This is a genomic window from Actinopolymorpha alba DSM 45243, assembly GCF_000373925.1.
In the GTDB taxonomy this organism is placed as follows: domain Bacteria; phylum Actinomycetota; class Actinomycetes; order Propionibacteriales; family Actinopolymorphaceae; genus Actinopolymorpha; species Actinopolymorpha alba.
This window is the reverse complement of record NZ_KB892709.1, coordinates 56,800-74,545: the sequence shown is the minus strand read 5'-3', so window position 1 is coordinate 74,545 and position 17,746 is coordinate 56,800. Positions and strand designations below refer to the sequence as shown.

The following is a 17,746-nucleotide window of genomic DNA, read 5'->3' as shown; positions in this document are numbered from 1 at the left end:
TTCGAACATCAGCGGCTGGCGAGCCGAATGCAGTGCCACGAAGCCGGCGGCAACGTGACGGTCAAGCGGTCGCCGGCGAGGGCGGAGACGCCGGCCTGGGGGACGACCCGGTCAGGGGCATCCTCGGAGTTGACGGCGTTGTGGTCCTCGTCGCCGACGACGAGGTGCTCGACCAGGCGGAGCTCGCCGAGGGAGCCCAGCCGTACGGCCCACGAGGCGGGGTCGGTCAGCGACCGGTTGGTGACGAAGATCGCCAGCTCACCGGACTGCGCATCGTGCGTTGCGACCGCCCACACCTGCTCGACGGGGCCGTAGGCAGGAGTGTCGACCTGCCCGTGATCACCGGCGAGCATCAGAACAGTGCCTCGGGCGTGCCTGGCGGTCAGTGCGAACGGGTGGAAGATCGTCTGCCGCCACGCGGCACCGCCCGCGGTGGTCAGGATCGGCGCGATCGCGTTCACCAGCTGCGCCTGGCACGCCACGCCGACCCGATCGGTGTGGCGCAGCAGGGTGATCAACAACGACCCGACCACGACCGCGTCGAGCGCGGTGTAGACGTCCTGGATCAGGGCGGGTGCCTCCGACGCCTCGTTGCGTTCCACCTCGTTCTCGGCGTGCCGGGCGGCGAACCAGACGTTCCACTCGTCGAAGGAGACGTTGATCCGCTTCGACGAGTGCCGCTTGGCGGCCACGTGGTCGGCGGTCGCGACCACGTCACGGATGTAGCGATCCATGTGCTCCGAGGCCGCCAAGAAGGACACCTCGTCACCGCCGGTCGGCTCGTAGTAGGCGTGCGCGGAGATCAGGTCGACTTCGTCGAAGCAGTGTTCGAGGACGATGCGCTCCCAGTCGCCGAAGGTTGGCATCGTCGTGTTCGAGGAGCCGCAGGCGACCAGTTGGAGCTCCGCGTCGAAAGTCTTGTACGCGTGGGCGACCTCCTGCGCGATCCGGGCGTACTCCACCGGCGTCTTGTGGCCGATCTGCCACGGACCGTCCATCTCGTTGCCGAGGCACCACAGCCGTACGCCCCAGGGCTTGGCATGCCCGTTGCTCACGCGCTGATCGGCGTACCGGGTGCCGGGGGCGCCGTTGACGTACTCGAGATAGTCGACCGCCTCGGCGAGGCCGCGGTTGCCGAGGTTGACCGCGAGCATCGGTTCCAGACCGACGCGGGCACACCAAGCGAGGAAGTCGTCAGTGCCGACCTGGTTGGTCTCGATGGAACGCCAGGCGAGGTCGAGCACCCGCGGTCGCGACGCGCGCGGCCCGACGCCGTCCTCCCAGCGGTAGTTGGACACGAAGTTGCCGCCCGGGTAGCGGACGACGGTCGCACCGAGTTCACGGACCAGGGCGGCGACATCGCCGCGGAAGCCGTCCTCGTCGGCTGAAGGGTGCGTGGGCTCGTAGATGCCGGTGTAGACACACCGGCCGAGGTGCTCCACGAAGGTACCGAACAGCCAGGGATTGACCGGTCCGACAGAGAAGGCCGGATCGATCGTCGAGGTCACAGTCACCGATGACTCCAGAAAAACTTCAACGATGTAATCGAGGTGCCGGAAGTTTGCTACGGGCGTAATCCCGCTGTCAACGAATCGGGGGCAGGAATATCCAGTCGTCACGCAGCAAGGCATGACAGTCACGTTGCGCGGTGGGCCGAGCGTGCCAGTGTCTCCGTGCGGACGGTCTCGAACGGTACGGCGACCGTCTGCCCTGCCACGCGGGCGCGGGTCGAAGAGGCACTGGCCGCACTCGACTACGTCCCGAACCTGTCCGCCCACGCCTCCGCGGTGTGACATGATCCCGCGGTGCAGGCGGACTGCACCCTGGTACCTCCCAGGAGTCGGACCGTCCGGCCAACTCTCGCCGACAGCATCGGCTGGTGCGGCCTCCTGCTTGGCGTCCTGCTCATCGTCGGCGGCGTGGCACCCTGGCTGTTTGGCGATGAGACACGCCGCCAGCTTGGTGTCGACCGCGGCGCGCCGATAGCGGTCCCGCTCCCTCCAGCGCGATCAGTTCGTCGACACGACTCACGGCTCAGGAGGCTAGGGAGCGAAGATAGCGCCGCCTGTAGAAGGTTTGCGCCACCGGCAACAGCGGATAAGTTGCTCGCCAGATCCCGAGTGAGGGTTGGGTCATGGAGCGGACAGTTAGCCAGACCGAGCCATCTGGTCTCCGATCGAGCAGAAACGCTTCTTCCCCGCTGACTGGATGCCCTGTCAGCGTGCCGTATGCAAAGCCTTTCCGGTCCGGTTCATCTACCACCGCGATCACTTGAACAGGCTCGCGGATGCGCAGTAGCCCCAGATGAGCGATGAGCCAATACCTGGCACCAGCTACCACCGTGGCATCGGGGATCGGACCGATCGGAAGCCCACCCTCGCGCTCTACGGCGAAGCCACTGCGAGTCTTGACCCCCCATCGCAGGACCTCATTTGAGGTGAACGTCCAGACCGATGAGCTCCCGAGGCGCGCTCTGCGCTCAAATCCACGAAAGCCACCAGGCAGGCCAGCCCGCCAGTCGCCGGTGGCCAACGTCATGCCGACCGGCTCGTAGCTCAACGTACGTTCCGACAAGCTCGGTCCAGCTTTTCGCATCATTGAGCCATTATGCGCGGACACCCTTGAGCCGAGCTTTCACCCTGCCCACGAAGAACGGACCAGAGACGGAACGGCTCCTTGACTAATACCGTACTTGCACTGCAGCCGTAGATCGTGATCTTGGGTGGTTCTCTTGCAAGTAAGGGTCTTGGGACATGTCGCCGGGGTGGCCGCTGCGCTCAGCGCAGGTTGGCGGGCGGGAGCGGGAATGATACGCGCCGCTGCGCCGGATAGGTCGCTGGTCCGCGCGACCGCAGAAGCGGCGGAGCCGACCTCAGCTGCGGTCTATTCAATGACACCGCGGATCATTCAGTAAACCTTCAAGAGGGTTACAGAAAGCAATTCCAAGCTACCCAAAATTACATTCCGGGAAGCCTTGGAATGGGCTCTTTCGGGTGGGGTGTTGTCGGTGGTCGCCGATAGTGTTCCGGTCATGGATCTCACGACTGGTTCCCCGCCCACGCACCCGCTGCTGGGCTTGGTGGGCGCGGTCGATTCAGTGCTTGATGACATTCTGGAGTTCCCCACCTGGTCTTGTACGGACGCTGATCTGACCGAGGCTGTGGAGTTGGCGCATAAGCTTGCCTCGAAGTTCGAGGCGGTACGGCTCCGGTCCATTCATGACGTGGATACTCGTGAGCTTGCCTCCCAGGCTGGTGCCACACCTGGGGATGTCCATGGGTACCCGGTTCGGCCTCCCCTTGGCGGCCGCCATGGGCGGTCGACTTCGTTGCGTGGTCTTCGGCAAGTTCGGTCTTCGGCAGGGGCCGGGACTGCACAGGGGTTTGGGCAATCCCCAGAGACGGCCAACTGGCTCTCTTCGACGTACTCGGATCGCAGGACAAGCAACTAACCGGCCACACCGGCAGGCATGCTGAGACCAAGCCCACGGCGATCACCGTCTGGCGCGACTTCATCTGTCGCCAGCTGGCTCGCCGTGAAACTGGTTGACGTCGCTTTCGGGTACGTCCTATTGTGCCGGTGGCAGCCGCACCTATGACACCGCCCGGCGAGATTTGGTGGATCAGCTCTGCGCTCCGCGCGCATTGACGCTGCCCGGTCCGAACCACCATCGAATCTCGAAAGCGGTGCTTACACGTGACGTCCGTTCACGCTTGCGTCGATCAGCCTCCTGTCATCGCGGTTGCTGGGCTCACCAAGACCTACACGTTCCACAAGCAGGGCGCCGGACTGGTCGGCGCCGTCAAAAGCCTTCTGCGCCGCACCTACGAGACGCGCCTTGCGGTCGACCGCATCGAGTTCACGATCGGCCGCGGCGAGGTCGTCGGCCTGCTCGGCCCGAACGGCGCTGGCAAGACCACAACCCTGAAGATGCTGTCCGGTCTGCTCTACCCGACTTCCGGCGACTTGGAGGTCCTCGGGCACACGCCGTCGAGGCGCAGACCCGACTACCTACGCCGCATCGCACTTGTCATGGGCCAGAAGTCCATGCTCTGGTGGGATGTTCCGGCCATGGAGAGCCTGCTCCTACACAAGGAGATGTACGACCTGACGACTGCGGAGTTCGATCGCAGCGTCACCGACTTGGCAGAGTTACTCGAGGTCCAAGACCTGTTGAACGTGCAGGTGCGTAAGGTCTCCCTCGGCGAGCGGATGAAGCTCGAGCTGATGGCAGCGCTTGTCCACAGCCCGGAGATCCTCTTCCTGGACGAGCCGACGATCGGTCTCGACGTTGTCGCGAAGGCCCGCGTACGCACGTTCCTCAACGAGGTCAACCGACGTCACGGCACCACGATCCTCGTCACGAGCCACGACATGGACGACATCGAGGCACTCTGCTCGCGGGTGATGGTCGTCGACCATGGGCGACTGCAGTACGACGGCAGCCTGAGCGGACTCGTCCGGACAGCGAGGCCGCGCAAGCTCGTCCGGGCCACCTACGCGCAAGCCGTCGACGGCAGCCATCTCGCCGGCCTCGAGGGCGTCATTGTCGAGAGCGGCGACTCCGACCAGATCATCAAGCTCGAGGTCGAACGGGAACGTACTGGCGACGCGCTTGAGCAGCTGACACGGCTAGGTCCGCTGGTCGACCTCGACGTCGCAGACGTCGAAATAGAGGAGATCATGCGTGACCTGTTCCTTCGGCGCGGCACGCTGGACATGGAGGACGCGCGATGAGGACGGTACCGCGTAACCTCCGCGTCCTTCGTCGGATGACCGCTGCCCATATCGCCATGTCGTTGACGTACCGTGGTGTGTGGCTCATCTTCATGGCGGCCAACATCAGCGTGCCGATCATCTCGCTCCTCATCTGGCGAACGGCACTGGCGCACGGTGCGCAACTCCCGATTGACGAGCAGTACATCACGACCTACTTCGTGTTGCTGAGCATCGTCACGATGGCCACCTCGTCGTGGCTGACGACCTTCCTGGCAAGCGACATCAGGCTCGGCAAGCTGTCCAGCTGGATGGTGCGACCGGCTTCGCTGCTGCTGAACTTCGTCGCCAACAACCTGTCCGAGAAGGTCATGAAGCTGTTTGCTCTAGTGCCCATGATTGGCGTGCTGTGGTGGGCCTTCCACGACTCGATGAACGTCCCGGCCGGACCCAGTCGCGTGGTGCTGTTCGTGATCAGCATTCTGCTCGCAGGCATCCTGGTCTTCACGATCGACATTCTGATCGCTTCGCTCGCCTTCTGGATGGACGACGTCTCCGCACTGCACCAAGCACGCTTGGTCATCGCGAATGTGTTGTCCGGCTCGATTGTTCCGCTCGCGCTGATGCCGAGCTGGTCGCGGGGTTTCATTGACAACCAGCCGTTCCGGTACACGGTGTCGTTCCCAGTTGAGATCGTCGCCGGCGACCTGTCGAGTGCTGAGCTCCTTACCGGCATAGGCTTTCAACTCGGCTACGTCCTCGTGTTCGGCGTACTCGCTCGCCTCGTTTGGTCGTCGGGCATTCGGGCCTACTCGGCGGTGGGCGCATGACGACGCGGACACAGACGTACGCCGAGCCGCGACGACCGCTCGACCGCACCTGGTTTCACCGGCAGGAGCGGCATCTCCGGCTGTGGCGCCGATTCCTGTCACAGGCGATCGTGCGCGAGACCCACTACCGCGCGCATTTCGTGACAACGCTGATCGTCGGGCTGGTGCGACTCGGGCTCGCGCTCGTTCCGATCCTCTTGCTGTACGGCTACACCGATGACGTGCGGGGCTGGTCGCAGGCCGAGGTGATCACGCTCGTCGGCCTGTTTCAGGTCGTAACGGGCGTTCTGGCGACGTTCGTCGCGCCCAACCTGATGCGGATGACGACCTACATCACCGAAGGCGAGCTCGACGGCGTTCTCGTTCGTCCGGTGTCAAGCCAGTTCTACTTGACTCTACGGTGGATCAACGTCGCGGAGCTCAGCAATGTTGCGAGCGGGCTGCTCATGGTCATCTTCGGGCTTGTCCGGTCGGGTATTAGCCCGAACGCATTGGAGATTCTGCAGGCGGTGATGCTGGTCGCCTGTGGAACGGTGCTACTCGCCACCGTGTGGTGCGCGATGTCGTTCACCGCGTTCTGGCTGCAATCCGTAAACCCCATTGCCTTTCTGTACAACAACCTGCTGGAGTCGGGTCGGTATCCGCTGGTGTTCTTCCCGGCTGGCGTACGCGCATTCCTCACGTTCGCGTTCCCTGTCGCGTTCGCATCGACCTTCCCGGCGCAGGCACTGCGCGGCGACCTCGGCTGGTTGCAGGTCGCCGAAGGTGTCGGCCTCACCGTGGTCGCGATAGTGCTCGTACGTGCACAGTGGCGGTATGGCCTACGGTCCTACGCGAGTGCCAGCAGCTGAGCGAAGCCGCTCTTGCTCCCACTCCCCCGGACCAAGCCAGGCCACCGGCAAACCTGCGAACCCTGCAAGCTTTCGATGCCGCTTCCCGGACATGCACGGGAGCTGTCATGATCGCGCTGTGAATACACATCGGTCGATCGTCTCGGGGATGCTGATCGGACTTGGCGCCTTGGTCGTGGTCGGTGGCATCATCTGGAACCTCATGGACAGCCGCGACCTGCCAGATCGAGCACGCCGCGAGTACGTCGAAGCTGAGCTGGCCAAGGCTGAAGGTGTGCTGATGGCGCTGCCGGTCGACTTGCCGCCCGGCTACGGGCCGGCCAACTTCTGGGGATCTGCCACCGGCCCTGATGGCACAGCCGTCAGTCGGGACGTCACCTTCTTCCCGAGCGAGGCCGGAGGCGCGGATGGCCGGATCGTCGGTGTGCAGATGTGCGTGGAGTCTGCCAGCGACCACCAGGAGAACTGCGTCATCGACTCGGACAACAACAGTGTCGTACGCCGGGTAGAGGACATCAGAGTAGTAATCGACCTGTCCGACCACGACCCGACCAACCGGGCTGCCTGGCAAAGCGTTCCGTTCACCACGGACCTCAACAAAGTGCGCTGGCTGCACTAATTCGTTCCCCGGCATCGCCCTCAGGTGACCTTGAAGCCCTACGACCGCGCGAATTCGTCGACGATCCGAAGACCTAGGGGCGATTTATCCACGTCGAGGTCGGTGGCGGCGGTGACGGATCATCCCAAGGGTGATGCAGCCGGTAGAGGCGGCCACGGAAGCCCGGCACCGAGGCGTCGAGCCAGAACAGCAACGCCCGCAGGCCCGTGCGTGAGATGAACAGCCACCAGTACCACTGCCAGCGCGTGACGTAAACCGGTCGGGCTGGCCTCTCCCGAGGTTCCACGCCTCCAGCCTCCACCGCCCAGACGAAGATCGCAACACGCTGCCAGCTGCCTTACCCAACCCCACTTTTGGACGCGAATCGTCCAAAAGAGGCGCAAGAGTTGAAGATCACCACGGACCTTCTCTGACCTGGCTGCGGTCCTCAGTGGCGACCAGGACGTCAAGCAGAAACTCCTGCAGGTCTGTACGGATGTCCCGGTGGGCTGGGTCGTCCCACAAGTTCCGCAGCTCGTCCGGATCAGTCGCCAGGTCGTACAGCTCGCCGGTCCGATCCCGGGCGGTGGCCGGCGAACCATGCTGGACGACGAGCTTCCACCGATCGCGTCGCACCATCGTGAGGTGGACGGCTGAGTCGTACGGCTGGCCGCTGTTGCGGTACTCACTCAGCGCCCAGCCGCGGCCACTTCCCTCGCCAAGTGCCAACGGCAACAGGCTCTCGCCCTGCGCTCGCGGCTGCGGAGAAAGACCAGTCGCCGCGAGGATCGTCGCCGCCACGTCGATCCACTGCACCAGCTCTGGGCAGCGCCGCCCGGCCGGAAGCCCGCCACCCGGCCACCTCAGCAGCAAAGGAACCCGGACCGCCTGTTCGTACATCATCGGCCCCTTGAGCATCAGCTGGTGGTCCCCCAGCATCTCGCCGTGGTCGCTGGTGAAGATCACCAGCGTGTTCTCGGCGAGCCCCTGCCGGTCGAGCGCGTCGAGGATCCGCCCGACCTCGTCGTCCACCAGCGACACCATCGCGTAGTAGGCGGCCTTGACATCCTGCAACTCCTCGGCGGAGTACGACGTGTAGCCGCGCGCCTTGCCGGCGTACGACTCATGCGACGCCTCGGTCTGGATCGGCGGCTTACCGGTCAGCTCGCCGGCGGTGGTGACGGGGCGGCTGAGTCGCTCCGCCTGGTAGCGCTTGAGGTACTCCTCCGGTGCCCCGAAGCCATGGTGCGGGTCGAAGAAGTTCGCGACGAAGAAGAACGGCTTGTCGCGCTGGCGCGAGCGGGTGAGGAAGTCGATCGTCTGGTCGCCGATCCACCGGCTGTAGTGCACCTCGGTCGGCAGTGAGTCGTAGTCGACCTCACCATCGAGAAGGTCGGGACGGACGGCCCGCAGCCAGCGGTGGTATTCGTTCTCGGACGAGCCAGGGTACGGATCGTGCGCCCAGCGGAACACCCGGAAGCCGTCGTCGTGCCGTTTCTCCAGCCGCCCGCCGAAACACGCGCTGAGGTGGAACTTCCCGACCAGGCCACAGTCGTACCCCGCGTCGGCCAGATCCCGACTGAACAACCGCTCCGAGGATGGCAGGCCGACGCCGTTGGCCCACAGGCCGTGCGAGTGGACGTAGCGCCCGGTCATCAGGCTGGCCCGGGACGGGGCGCACACGGGGTTCTGCACATAGCAGTTCTCGAAGAGCACGCCCTGCGCCGCGAGCCGGTCCAGGTTCGGTGTCTCGATCTCGTCGTTGCCGTACGCGCCGAGTGCGGAGAATCGCTGCTGGTCGGTGCAGATCAACAGCACGTTCGGGCGCTGGTCCGGAGTCATGAACGCCAGTGTCGGCACCCGCGCACGATTACGTCAAGAGGTCAAAATAATGGCGAGCGGATTAATTCCGACCTCTTGACAGAAGTCGCGGGCAACACCCAGAGTCCTGCCGTGGCCAAGGAAACCGCCGGACCCCTACGCCTGCTTCGCGAGACCCACGAGGAACGGGTGCTGACGGCTCTGCGCACCCAGGGAGCGCTGACCCGCGCCCAGCTCGCCGAGCAGACCGGCCTGTCGAGAGCGACGCTGTCCTCGATCGTGCAACACCTGTTGGCAAAGCACGCGGTCTCCGAAACCGCGAGCGGTGGCGAGTCAGGACGCTGTCGCGGCCGGCCGGTCACCCTGCTGACCCTCAACGCCGCCGGTGGGCTCGCGCTTGGCATGGACCTCGGTCATCGCAGCATCCACGTCACGGTCGCCAACGTCGCGCACGAGGTCGTTGCCTCCGAAGGCACCGCCTGCTCGGGGCGGACCCCGTGGGCGAAGCGGCTCGAACTCGCCCTACGCCTGGTCGATGAGCTGGCCGGCCGCCACGAGATCTCGCTCGACGCACTGGCCGGCGTGGGAGTCGGCGTCGTCGGTCCGGTCTCCGACACCGGCGGGCATCGGCAACCGAGCCGCGCCGCGCGGATCGCACTCGTCCGCGACGGACTCACCGAGCGGTTCGGCGTTCCCGTGTACGTCGACAACAACACCCGGCTCGCCGCCCTCGCCGAAGCGATCTGGGGAGCGGGCGCCGGACTGCAGGACGTGTTGTACCTGCGGCTGTCGCACGGCGTCGGTGGCGGGCTCGTCCTCGGCGGTCATCTGTTCTCCGGTGCGGGCGGCGCGGCCGGCGAGCTCGGCCACATCAGCGTCGACCGGAACGGTCCGCGCTGTGCCTGCGGTGGCCGCGGTTGCCTCGAGCGTTACGTGTCCCTTGCGGCCGTGCTCGAGCGGTGCGGGGTGCGCGGCTTCGACGAGGTGCTCCGCCGGCTGGAAGCCGACGATTCCGCGGTTCGCCAGGTGATCGAGGACGCCGGCACTCGGATCGGTGAGGTCCTGGCCGCCGCCTGCAACACCGTCAACCCGGAAAGCGTGGTGATCGGGGGCGAGCTGACGGCCGCCGGTGACCACCTGCTGCGTCCGCTGCGCGCCGCTGTCCGGAAGTACGCGCACAACCAGGTACGGCAACGCCTGCACATCGCGCCTGCCGTACTCGGGCACGACGACGCGGCCCGCGGCGGCATCGCCCTGGTGCTGCGTCGCTCCGCCCTGCTCGCCGGCTATCCGGCGACCACCCCTGGCCTCCCAGACGGAGACCAGCTCCAGGACATCGGTTGAGGAGGCAGCTCGTCATGAGCACGTCGAACATCCTGCTGCTGATGACCGACCAGCACCGGCTGGACACCTTGGGGTGCTACGGCAACCAGTTGTGCGAGACGCCCGCGCTGGACGCGCTCGCCACCGATGGGACGCGCTTCACGAACGGGTTCACCCCGACCGCGATCTGCACGCCGGCCAGGGCAACACTGCAGACCGGCGTCCTCCCCTATCGGCACACGCTGCTGGCCAACTACGAGCGCAATGTTGGTTATCGCGAGGAGCTCGACGACACTTTCCCGCCGTTCTCGCACTACCTCGGCGAGGTTGGCTACCAGCTGGGCCACATCGGGAAATGGCACGTCGGCAAGATCAAGGGACCAAAGGACTTCGGGTACGACGGTGAGCACTACGCGGGTTGGGGAAACGCGGTCCAGCACCCCGACTACCAGCGATATCTTGCCGAGCGGGGCTATCCCCCGTTCGCGGTGCACTCGCCGGTGCGCGGGACCTTCGCGAACGGCGAGCCCGGCAACCTGCTGGCCGGCATCCTCGACCAGCCGGTGGAAGCGACATTCGAGTACTTCCTCGCCGAGCGGACGATCGAGCACCTTCGCCGGTACGCCGAGATCTACCGCAACGAGGGTCGACCGTTCTTCCTTGCCTGTAACTGGTTCGGGCCGCATCTCCCCTATCTGCTGCCGGAGGGTTACTACCATCGCTACGACGCCGACCAGGTCGAGCTGCCCGCCTCGATCGCGGAGACGTTCGCGAAGAAACCCCGCGTACAACAGCATTACTCCTCGCACTGGACCTTCGACAGCATCAGCCCTGACACGTGGCGCGAGCTGATCGCGGCGTACTGGGGTTATGTGACACTGATCGACGAGCAGGTCGGGCGGATCCTTTCCGTGCTTGACGAACTCCGCCTCGCCAGCGACACCGCCGTCCTGTTCACCGCCGATCATGGCGAGTTCACCGGCGCTCATCGCCTGCACGACAAGGGTCCGGCGATGTACGACGACATCTACCGCGTGCCCTTGCTGGCAAGGGTTCCTGGGCTACCGGCCGGGCGGGTCGAGGATGGCTTCGCGACTCTGACCGACCTGACTCCGACGTTCCTGGACCTCGCCGGGGTCGACCTTCCCGAGCACTATCAGGGACGCTCGCTCCTGCCACTGATCGCCGGGGAGGAGCCGGCAGACTGGCCGACCGAGGTGGTCGCTGAATTCCACGGGCACCACTTCCCATATCCCCAGCGGATGATCCGCACCGAGCGCTACAAGCTCATCGTCAACCCGGCCGACGAGAACGAGTTGTACGACCTGCAGGCGGATCCGCACGAGCTGCAGAACCGTTACGACCATCCCGAGTTGGCCGTCGTACGTCGAGAACTCATGGGCCGGCTGTACGAGTTGCTGCGGGAGCGCGGGGACAACTTCTACCACTGGATGACGTCGATGTTCGAAGTCGGCGCGAAGACCTACGACACCGCCCTGAGTGCCCTGGACGAGGAGGCATCCCGACCGTGAGCTCCGACCCTGCCATCGCGGTGATCGACGTACGCCGGGACCGGCGCAGTGTCATCGATCCCTTCATCTACGGGCATTTCCTGGAGTCGGCCTTCTTCGGCAACATCGACGGCGGCGTCTTCGACGAGGGTTCGCCGCTGGCGTACGCCGGCGACGGTGTTCGCAACGGGCTGCGGGCCGACGTGATCGAGCTCTGCCGCCAACTCGGCCTGCCGATCGTCCGCTGGCCCGGCGGCAACTTCACCTCGCCGTACCACTGGGAAGACGGGATCGGGCCGCGTGCCGGCCGGCCACGCCGGCTCGAGCTCGCCTGGGGCGAGGAGGAGACCAACCGCTTCGGCACCGACGAATTCCTTGCGTGGTGTGCCGAGGTCGGCACCGAGCCTTACCTGGCGCACAGCTGCCGGAACGTCGACGAGGCGGTCCGGTGGGTCGAGTACACGAACTACCACGGCGACACGGATTACACGAGGCAGCGCGCCCGCAACGGACACCCCGAGCCGTACGGCGTGACGTACTGGGGGCTCGGCAACGAGGTCTACGGCAACTGGCAGATGGGTCACCGGAGTGCCGTCGCATATGCTGCCGATGCGGCCGAGCACGCGCGGTTCATGCGGGCTGTGGACCCGTCGTTGAAGTTCATCGCCGTGGGGCTGATCGACGACCGGCAGGGCTGGACCCGGACCGTGATGGAGGCCGTCGGCAACGCGGTCGACTACATGTCGTTCCATCTGTACGGCGCGACCACGCAACTGGTGGACGGAGCCGCCGACTACGACGCGATCGTGGCGCAGCCGCTCTACTTCGAGCAGGAGATCCAGGCGTATTCGGACCTGGTGGGCGAGCTCGCGGCCCGCAATGGGCGTGAGCGTCCGCTGGGCCTGGCGCTGGACGAGTGGAACATCCGGCACGTCGAGCCTTCGGAGTGGCCCGCGCCGTTGCCGTCCGACGACGGTGGCACCGTGGAACGCGACATCGACGGGCTGGTCGCCGGTCGTCCGCGCCGGGTCAACCGCTGGAGTCCCCGGACGCTGGCGGACGCGCTCTTCTATGCGGGCGTCTTCCACGCGTTGCACCGGGCCAGTGGGCTGGAGGTGCCGGTCACGATGGCCAACACCGTCAACCTGCTCAACGCGAACGGCGTGGTCGTCGCTCGACCCGGCGGCGCGGTCCGGGCTGCGACGTACCACGTGTGGGACCTTTACCAGAACCACCTGGGTCGCGTCGCGCTCGCGGCCGAGGTGCGCTCGCCCGGGCGGCTGGCTGGCGTACGGCAGGGCGACGAGCGTGACCACCGCGGCGACTTCCGCGTGCGTACGGCTACCGTGCCGGACCTCGACGTCTCCGCGACGCAGACCGAAGACGGTAAATCGCTCCGGCTGGCGGTGATCAACCGTCATCAGTCCGCCCCGATTCGTGCTGAGCTGGCCCTCGACGGCCGCGTCGGTGTCCTGCCGTCCCGGGTCGCAGTGAGGGATCTCGGCGCGGACGTGGACGACGTCCTGGCGTCGAACTCCCTCAGCGCTCCGGACCGCGTGGGGTTGCGAGATCGCGGCGTGCTCGAGTGGTCCGGCACGAGCTACGACTTCCCGCCGCACAGCGTCACGCTGCTGTCGTTCGAGCTGAGCTGACGCCCGGCATCCTGGGGGCCGGAGCCAACTTGTTCAAAACCCCTCACGCCGACAGGTCGCGGCCTCGTGAAGGGATCGGGAGGCGACTTGGCGGAGGTGTCTCGGTTTCTATGCCGAAACTCCTCCGCCAAGTCACCGCAACCTCGGTGGGCGACCTCGCATAGTGAGTAACCCTCGACCCAGATCCAGCAACCCTGTCCGGCGCCAGAGGTTTTGAATAACCTGACATGATCAGGCAATGACCGCTCAGCCGCTGGTACGAAGCAAGCCTCAGGCGCGATTCGCGCTCGCGGCCCTGATGGTTGCCCTGGCTCTTGCCCTCGGCGTGGTCTTCCTCGACCGGGCCGGGCAGTCGGTGCACGTTCAGGGCAATGAGTACTGCCCGCGGAACGTGCTCGGGGAGATGTTCAACCTGAACGAGCACGTCTTCCTCGAGGGTGAACCCCGCTCGAAGGCCGAGATTGACGCCGACAAGGCGAAGTGCCGGTCGGCGGCAGCACCAGCGATGATCGTGGGCGGCGGGTCGCTCGCCGGCGCCCTTGCGTTCCTCCTCGGCGCGGCGTCCATCGTGGCGCGCCCGAGCAGGCGGGCGCGACGGACCGTACTCGCGGTCCTGGGTGTCGCCCTGGTGCTCTCCTTCATCGTTGTCTCAGCGAGCTAGGTGCCAAGCGGGATCGAAGAGCAAACCTCGGTGATCAGCTGACGTACTCGGGCAGGTCAGCGTCGGTTGCCAGGGTCTTGGTGCTGCTGATCAGCAACCGCTGGGCGAGGCGGGTGCCGAGAAGGGAATTACGAAACCACAGGCCGAGGGCGCTGGCGGGGGCCAGGAACTTGCCTGGGCTGGCGCCGCGCTGCCAGCGGGCGGCGTAGGGCCGCATCCGGTTCTCGTATGCGCTGAAGCCCGCACGGTGGTCGCCACCGGCGGCAGCGAGTTCGCCGGCCAGCACGTAAGCGCCCACGATGGCAGTACCCACCCCCATGCCGCCGAGTGTCACACCCCAGGCGGCGTCGCCCAGCAGAGCGGCGCGGCCGGATGACCAGGCCGGGACACTGGCCCGGCTGATCGAGTCGAAGTACAACTCGGGCGCGTCGCGTAGTCCGGCAAGCAGGTGCGGTACGTGCCAGCGCAGGCCGGTGAACGTGTCGGCGATCAGCTTCTTCTGCTGGTCGATGTCGCGCCAGTCGTAGTCGAGCCGTGGCGAGACGAACACCACGAACGCACCGACCCGGTCCGGGTTGCGCTGGTCGGCGGCGACGCTGGCCATCCGGCCGGGGACGTTGTACTGCAGCGGCGTGGCGTCCACCCCCAGTGAGTTGGGCAGATCCCAGCCAGCCAGGTAGTAGCCAAGGTGTCGTACATAGCGCTCCTCACGCCCGAACATGATGCGGCGCACACCGGAGTGCAGCCCGTCGGCGCCGATTACCAGGTCGAACGTGCGCGCGACGTGATGGCCGAACTCCACGTGGATGCCGTCGGCGGTCTCGGTCGCGGCGGCGATGACGTCACCGAAGAGGTACTCGGTGCGCTCGGCGCTGCGCTCATAAAAGACCCGGGAGAGATCGCGACGGTGTACCTCAAGGTCGCCGCCGGCGAAGGCAGCGGGCAGTTCGAAGATCTGGCGGCCGTTCTCGTCCACACCCCGCATCGCGCCGGCATGGGTCTGTAGCGCGCGCAAGTCGTCGAGGACGCCCATCTTCGACAGCACACCCAGGTGGGTGGGGCCCCGGAAGTCGACCGCGAAACCGGAAGTCCGCAGCGCCGGCGCGACCTCGACGACCGTGGTGTCAGCCCCGTACCGGGACAGCCAGTACGCCACGGCGGGGCCGGCCACGCCAGCGCCGGAGATCAGGACCCGCAGGCCGCGTAACTCGGAACTGACCATGTCGCTCTCCCCAGAACAGAGACAGGAATAATAGTGTCCGACAGACACAGTGTACTCTAGACACAGTTCTGCGTCGAGGGCAAGGAGTACCAATGGCAGTTGAGGCAACGGCGATGGCGCTGCTCTGGGAACAGCAGACCGCGTCGAAGCGCGGGCCGAAACCAACGCTGAGCCTGGACATGATCGCGACCACGGGTATTGAGATCGCCGATGCCGATGGGCTCGCCGCGCTCACGATGCAACGCGTAGCCGAGCGGCTGGGGGTCACGAAGATGGCCTTGTACCGGTACGTGCCGGGCAAGGTGGAGCTGGTGGCGCTGATGATCGACCGTGGGATCGGTGAACCGCCCCGACTGGAGAGGATGACCGGCGGCTGGCGACGAAAGCTCGACACCTGGGCGCGGCAGATGTTCGATCGATTCGCAGGCCATCCGTGGGCGCTGGAGGCTACCGTCGGGGCGCGTGCGATCGGGCCCAACGAACTCGGCTGGTTAGAAGAGGCGACCGCTGCGCTGACCGGCACCCCGCTGACCGGCGGTGAGATTCTCGACGTGGCGGTGACCCTGATCGGGCAGGTGCGGATGATCGCGCAGCAGGCCGCCGCGATGGGTACTCGCGACCCCGAGCAGGCGATGGATGAGGCGATGAACGCGGTGCTGAGTGGCCGTGAGGATCGGTTCCCCGCCCTCGCGGCGGTGCTGGCCGACTCGGCCGGTAAGAACCAAGCGCTCGACTTCGGCCTGCGGTGCATCCTCGACGGTGTTCAGCTGCTGATCGACCGGCGGAACTAACGCAGTTCGTTTTCGACTGGCCTATTGGATCGGATATGACCTGGCCGATTGGTTCGGTGCCACGGCTTGCCTGAGGGCTAGCGTTGTGAGCGTTGTGGCCCCAGATCGCACCAGGCCCGGACCCCGCCGGCGATCGGGCCGAAGATCTTCTCTTGGGTATGGGAGCACTCGTGCGCCAGATTTTCTTGGGAGATGCCCACGGCCGAATTTCCGTCAGCGAATTCTGTCTCGGCACGATCCCATTTGGCACCGGCACCGACGAAGAAACCGCGTTCGCGATTCTCGACCGTTTCTTCGAAGCTGGCGGGACCTTCATCGACACGGCCGACAACTACGACCAGTGGGTCGGTAAGGGCGGCGAGAGCGAAGAGGTTATCGGCCGGTGGATTCGTTCCCGTGGCGTGCGAGACCAGGTTGTCATCGCCACCAAGGTGGGAGCGCGTACGACGGTGCCCGGTGATCCGTCGGAGCCCAATTTCATCGGCCTGGCGGGCAATGATATTCGGGCCGGTGTCGAGGAGAGTCTGCACCGGTTGGGTGTCGAACGCATAGACCTCTACTACGCGCACTGGGACCATCGCGCCTCCGCGTTGGAGGAGCGGGTCGAGGTCTTCGGCGAGTTGGTACGGACAGGCAAAGTCGGCGTGATCGGCTGTAGCAACACCGCGGTGTGGCGCATCGAGGAGGCGCGTGCCCTGGCGCGGACCGCCGGTCTACCCGGGTACACCTGCGTCCAGCAGTTGCACACCTACCTCTGGCCGCGCCCGGACCTGGCCCACAGTAGCGTGGTGACAGGAGAGCTGATCGACTACGCGCGAACCCAGTCTGACTTCGCGATTCTCGGCTACAAGCCGCTGCTACGCGGTGGCTACACCCGGCCGGATCGCCGGCCATTTGAGCTGGGGTACGAGCATCCGAGTAATGCTTCGCGGCTGGCGACATTACGCGACGTCGCGAAGGAGCTAGGCGCCACAGCCAACCAGGTTGTCCTTGCCTGGATGCTGCACAGTGACCCGCCGATCATTCCTGTAAGTGCGGCTGGGTCAGTGGCTCAGCTCGACGAGCAACTCGCGGCCGTCGACCTACAGCTGGACGAGTCGACAATGCGCCGCCTCGACGCAGCCGGCACCGAGTCGACTCAGATGCTGGCATAACGTCGAAGGAGAGCGTCCCTTCGGGCAGCCTTCTCATCGGCGTACGCCGACTGCCAACTCACGTTGCCGAAGTGGATCACCTTCTGGCTCGACCTCGCAAAGGAGCGGTCGTGTGTTTTCATCACCTGGGTGAGTAGGCCAAAGGTGTCGAAGAACAACGCGCCGCGCACGCATTGCGTCATCGCCGATGAGAGGCCCAGCAGCTCAACCGTGGAACGAAACGGCGCGTCGTTGCGTACCAGCGCGCAGAAGGGATGGAGGCGGTCGCCGTACCCCACCTCAAATTCATACGGCTCGCACCACTCGCCACCAGCGAAGCGGACCGACTCTCGAATCCGGCTGTTGCTGGGTGGCGAGCCGGCGGCATGGTCGTACACGCTTCCGTCCTCGCTGCCCCAGCTTGCCTCCACCGCAAAGAGCCTGGGGTCGGCCGCGAGTTCCGCGGCCATCGCATCGATCGTGTTGTCGGTGGTGAAGCACACATCAGAGTCGACGAAAAGGTACGCGTCGCAGTGGGGCGCGGCGAGGACCGCATCGCGCACGATTTCGCCGTGCGTGTTGACGGGAACGCTCAGGGTAGCCCGAAGGACGAATTCGTACGCCGAACTCCTTAGCC

Annotated in this window: 16 protein-coding genes; 11 read left to right on the top strand and 5 right to left on the bottom strand. The window is 65.7% G+C overall.

Annotated features, from left to right (window positions below; all coding sequences use genetic code 11):
• Window positions 1–8 precede the first annotated feature (8 nt).
• On the bottom strand, window positions 9–1,514 hold the full coding sequence (gene arfA, locus B141_RS0104845) for an arabinosylfuranosidase ArfA (protein ID WP_020574046.1): 1,506 nt from the start codon (window positions 1,512–1,514) through the stop codon (window positions 9–11).
• Between the two features lie 36 nt (window positions 1,515–1,550).
• On the opposite strand from arfA, the gene B141_RS47040 reads away from it, so the two are divergent.
• On the top strand, window positions 1,551–1,793 hold the full coding sequence (locus tag B141_RS47040) for a LacI family DNA-binding transcriptional regulator (RefSeq protein ID WP_337587598.1): 243 nt from the start codon (window positions 1,551–1,553) through the stop codon (window positions 1,791–1,793).
• A gap of 241 nt (window positions 1,794–2,034) precedes the next feature.
• On the opposite strand, the gene B141_RS52680 is transcribed toward B141_RS47040, so the two are convergent.
• The gene (locus B141_RS52680; RefSeq protein WP_420313572.1) at window positions 2,035–2,595 is read right to left on the bottom strand and encodes a DUF1990 family protein; all 561 of its coding nucleotides are present in this window, start codon (window positions 2,593–2,595) and stop codon (window positions 2,035–2,037) included.
• A 1,101-nt stretch (window positions 2,596–3,696) separates the two neighbouring features.
• Between B141_RS52680 and B141_RS0104830 the strand changes: the two genes are divergently transcribed.
• The 4 genes from B141_RS0104830 (at window position 3,697) to B141_RS0104815 (ending at window position 7,016) form a co-directional block, all read left to right on the top strand.
• Window positions 3,697–4,737: an ABC transporter ATP-binding protein gene (locus B141_RS0104830; RefSeq protein WP_020574043.1), complete on the top strand. Its 1,041-nt coding sequence runs from the start codon at window positions 3,697–3,699 to the stop codon at window positions 4,735–4,737.
• Window positions 4,734–5,546, top strand: a complete 813-nt coding sequence (locus B141_RS0104825; protein WP_020574042.1) for an ABC-2 family transporter protein — start codon at window positions 4,734–4,736, stop codon at window positions 5,544–5,546. Before B141_RS0104830 ends, B141_RS0104825 begins: the two co-directional genes overlap by 4 nt.
• Complete coding sequence (locus B141_RS0104820) at window positions 5,543–6,397, top strand: ABC transporter permease (RefSeq protein ID WP_020574041.1); 855 nt, start codon at window positions 5,543–5,545, stop codon at window positions 6,395–6,397. Before B141_RS0104825 ends, B141_RS0104820 begins: the two co-directional genes overlap by 4 nt.
• Before the next feature lie 148 nt (window positions 6,398–6,545).
• Window positions 6,546–7,016, top strand: a complete 471-nt coding sequence (locus tag B141_RS0104815) for a hypothetical protein (RefSeq protein ID WP_020574040.1) — start codon at window positions 6,546–6,548, stop codon at window positions 7,014–7,016.
• Between the two features lie 393 nt (window positions 7,017–7,409).
• Here the strand turns inward: B141_RS0104815 and B141_RS0104810 are convergent, their stop codons facing one another.
• Entirely contained in the window at window positions 7,410–8,837 is a 1,428-nt protein-coding gene (locus B141_RS0104810) for a sulfatase family protein (protein WP_040420489.1), read from the bottom strand.
• Window positions 8,838–8,948: 111 nt separating this feature from the next.
• Here B141_RS0104810 and B141_RS38915 point away from each other — a divergent pair, with 111 nt between their 5' ends.
• The 4 genes from B141_RS38915 (at window position 8,949) to B141_RS0104780 (ending at window position 13,963) form a co-directional block, all read left to right on the top strand.
• Window positions 8,949–10,160, top strand: coding sequence for an ROK family protein (locus B141_RS38915; RefSeq protein ID WP_020574038.1), 1,212 nt, complete (start codon window positions 8,949–8,951; stop codon window positions 10,158–10,160).
• Between the two features lie 14 nt (window positions 10,161–10,174).
• Window positions 10,175–11,671: a sulfatase family protein gene (locus B141_RS0104790; protein WP_020574037.1), complete on the top strand. Its 1,497-nt coding sequence runs from the start codon at window positions 10,175–10,177 to the stop codon at window positions 11,669–11,671.
• Window positions 11,668–13,302 (top strand): alpha-L-arabinofuranosidase C-terminal domain-containing protein, encoded by a 1,635-nt coding sequence (locus B141_RS0104785; RefSeq protein ID WP_020574036.1) that lies wholly within the window; start codon window positions 11,668–11,670, stop codon window positions 13,300–13,302. Before B141_RS0104790 ends, B141_RS0104785 begins: the two co-directional genes overlap by 4 nt.
• A 238-nt stretch (window positions 13,303–13,540) precedes the next feature.
• Window positions 13,541–13,963 (top strand): hypothetical protein, encoded by a 423-nt coding sequence (locus B141_RS0104780; protein ID WP_020574035.1) that lies wholly within the window; start codon window positions 13,541–13,543, stop codon window positions 13,961–13,963.
• Between the two features lie 34 nt (window positions 13,964–13,997).
• Here the strand turns inward: B141_RS0104780 and B141_RS0104775 are convergent, their stop codons facing one another.
• Window positions 13,998–15,185: an FAD-dependent monooxygenase gene (locus tag B141_RS0104775; protein WP_020574034.1), complete on the bottom strand. Its 1,188-nt coding sequence runs from the start codon at window positions 15,183–15,185 to the stop codon at window positions 13,998–14,000.
• Between the two features lie 113 nt (window positions 15,186–15,298).
• Here B141_RS0104775 and B141_RS0104770 point away from each other — a divergent pair, with 113 nt between their 5' ends.
• Complete coding sequence (locus B141_RS0104770; RefSeq protein ID WP_202805665.1) at window positions 15,299–15,976, top strand: TetR/AcrR family transcriptional regulator; 678 nt, start codon at window positions 15,299–15,301, stop codon at window positions 15,974–15,976.
• A 170-nt stretch (window positions 15,977–16,146) separates the two neighbouring features.
• Window positions 16,147–17,130 carry an aldo/keto reductase gene (locus tag B141_RS0104765; protein WP_026256914.1) on the top strand — a complete coding sequence of 328 codons (984 nt, stop codon included), beginning with the start codon at window positions 16,147–16,149 and terminating at the stop codon, window positions 17,128–17,130.
• On the opposite strand, the gene B141_RS0104760 is transcribed toward B141_RS0104765, so the two are convergent.
• Window positions 17,115–17,672, bottom strand: a complete 558-nt coding sequence (locus tag B141_RS0104760) for a hypothetical protein (RefSeq protein WP_020574031.1) — start codon at window positions 17,670–17,672, stop codon at window positions 17,115–17,117. The two genes, B141_RS0104765 and B141_RS0104760, sit on opposite strands and share 16 nt — an antisense overlap.
• Between the last annotated feature and the right edge of the window lie 74 nt (window positions 17,673–17,746).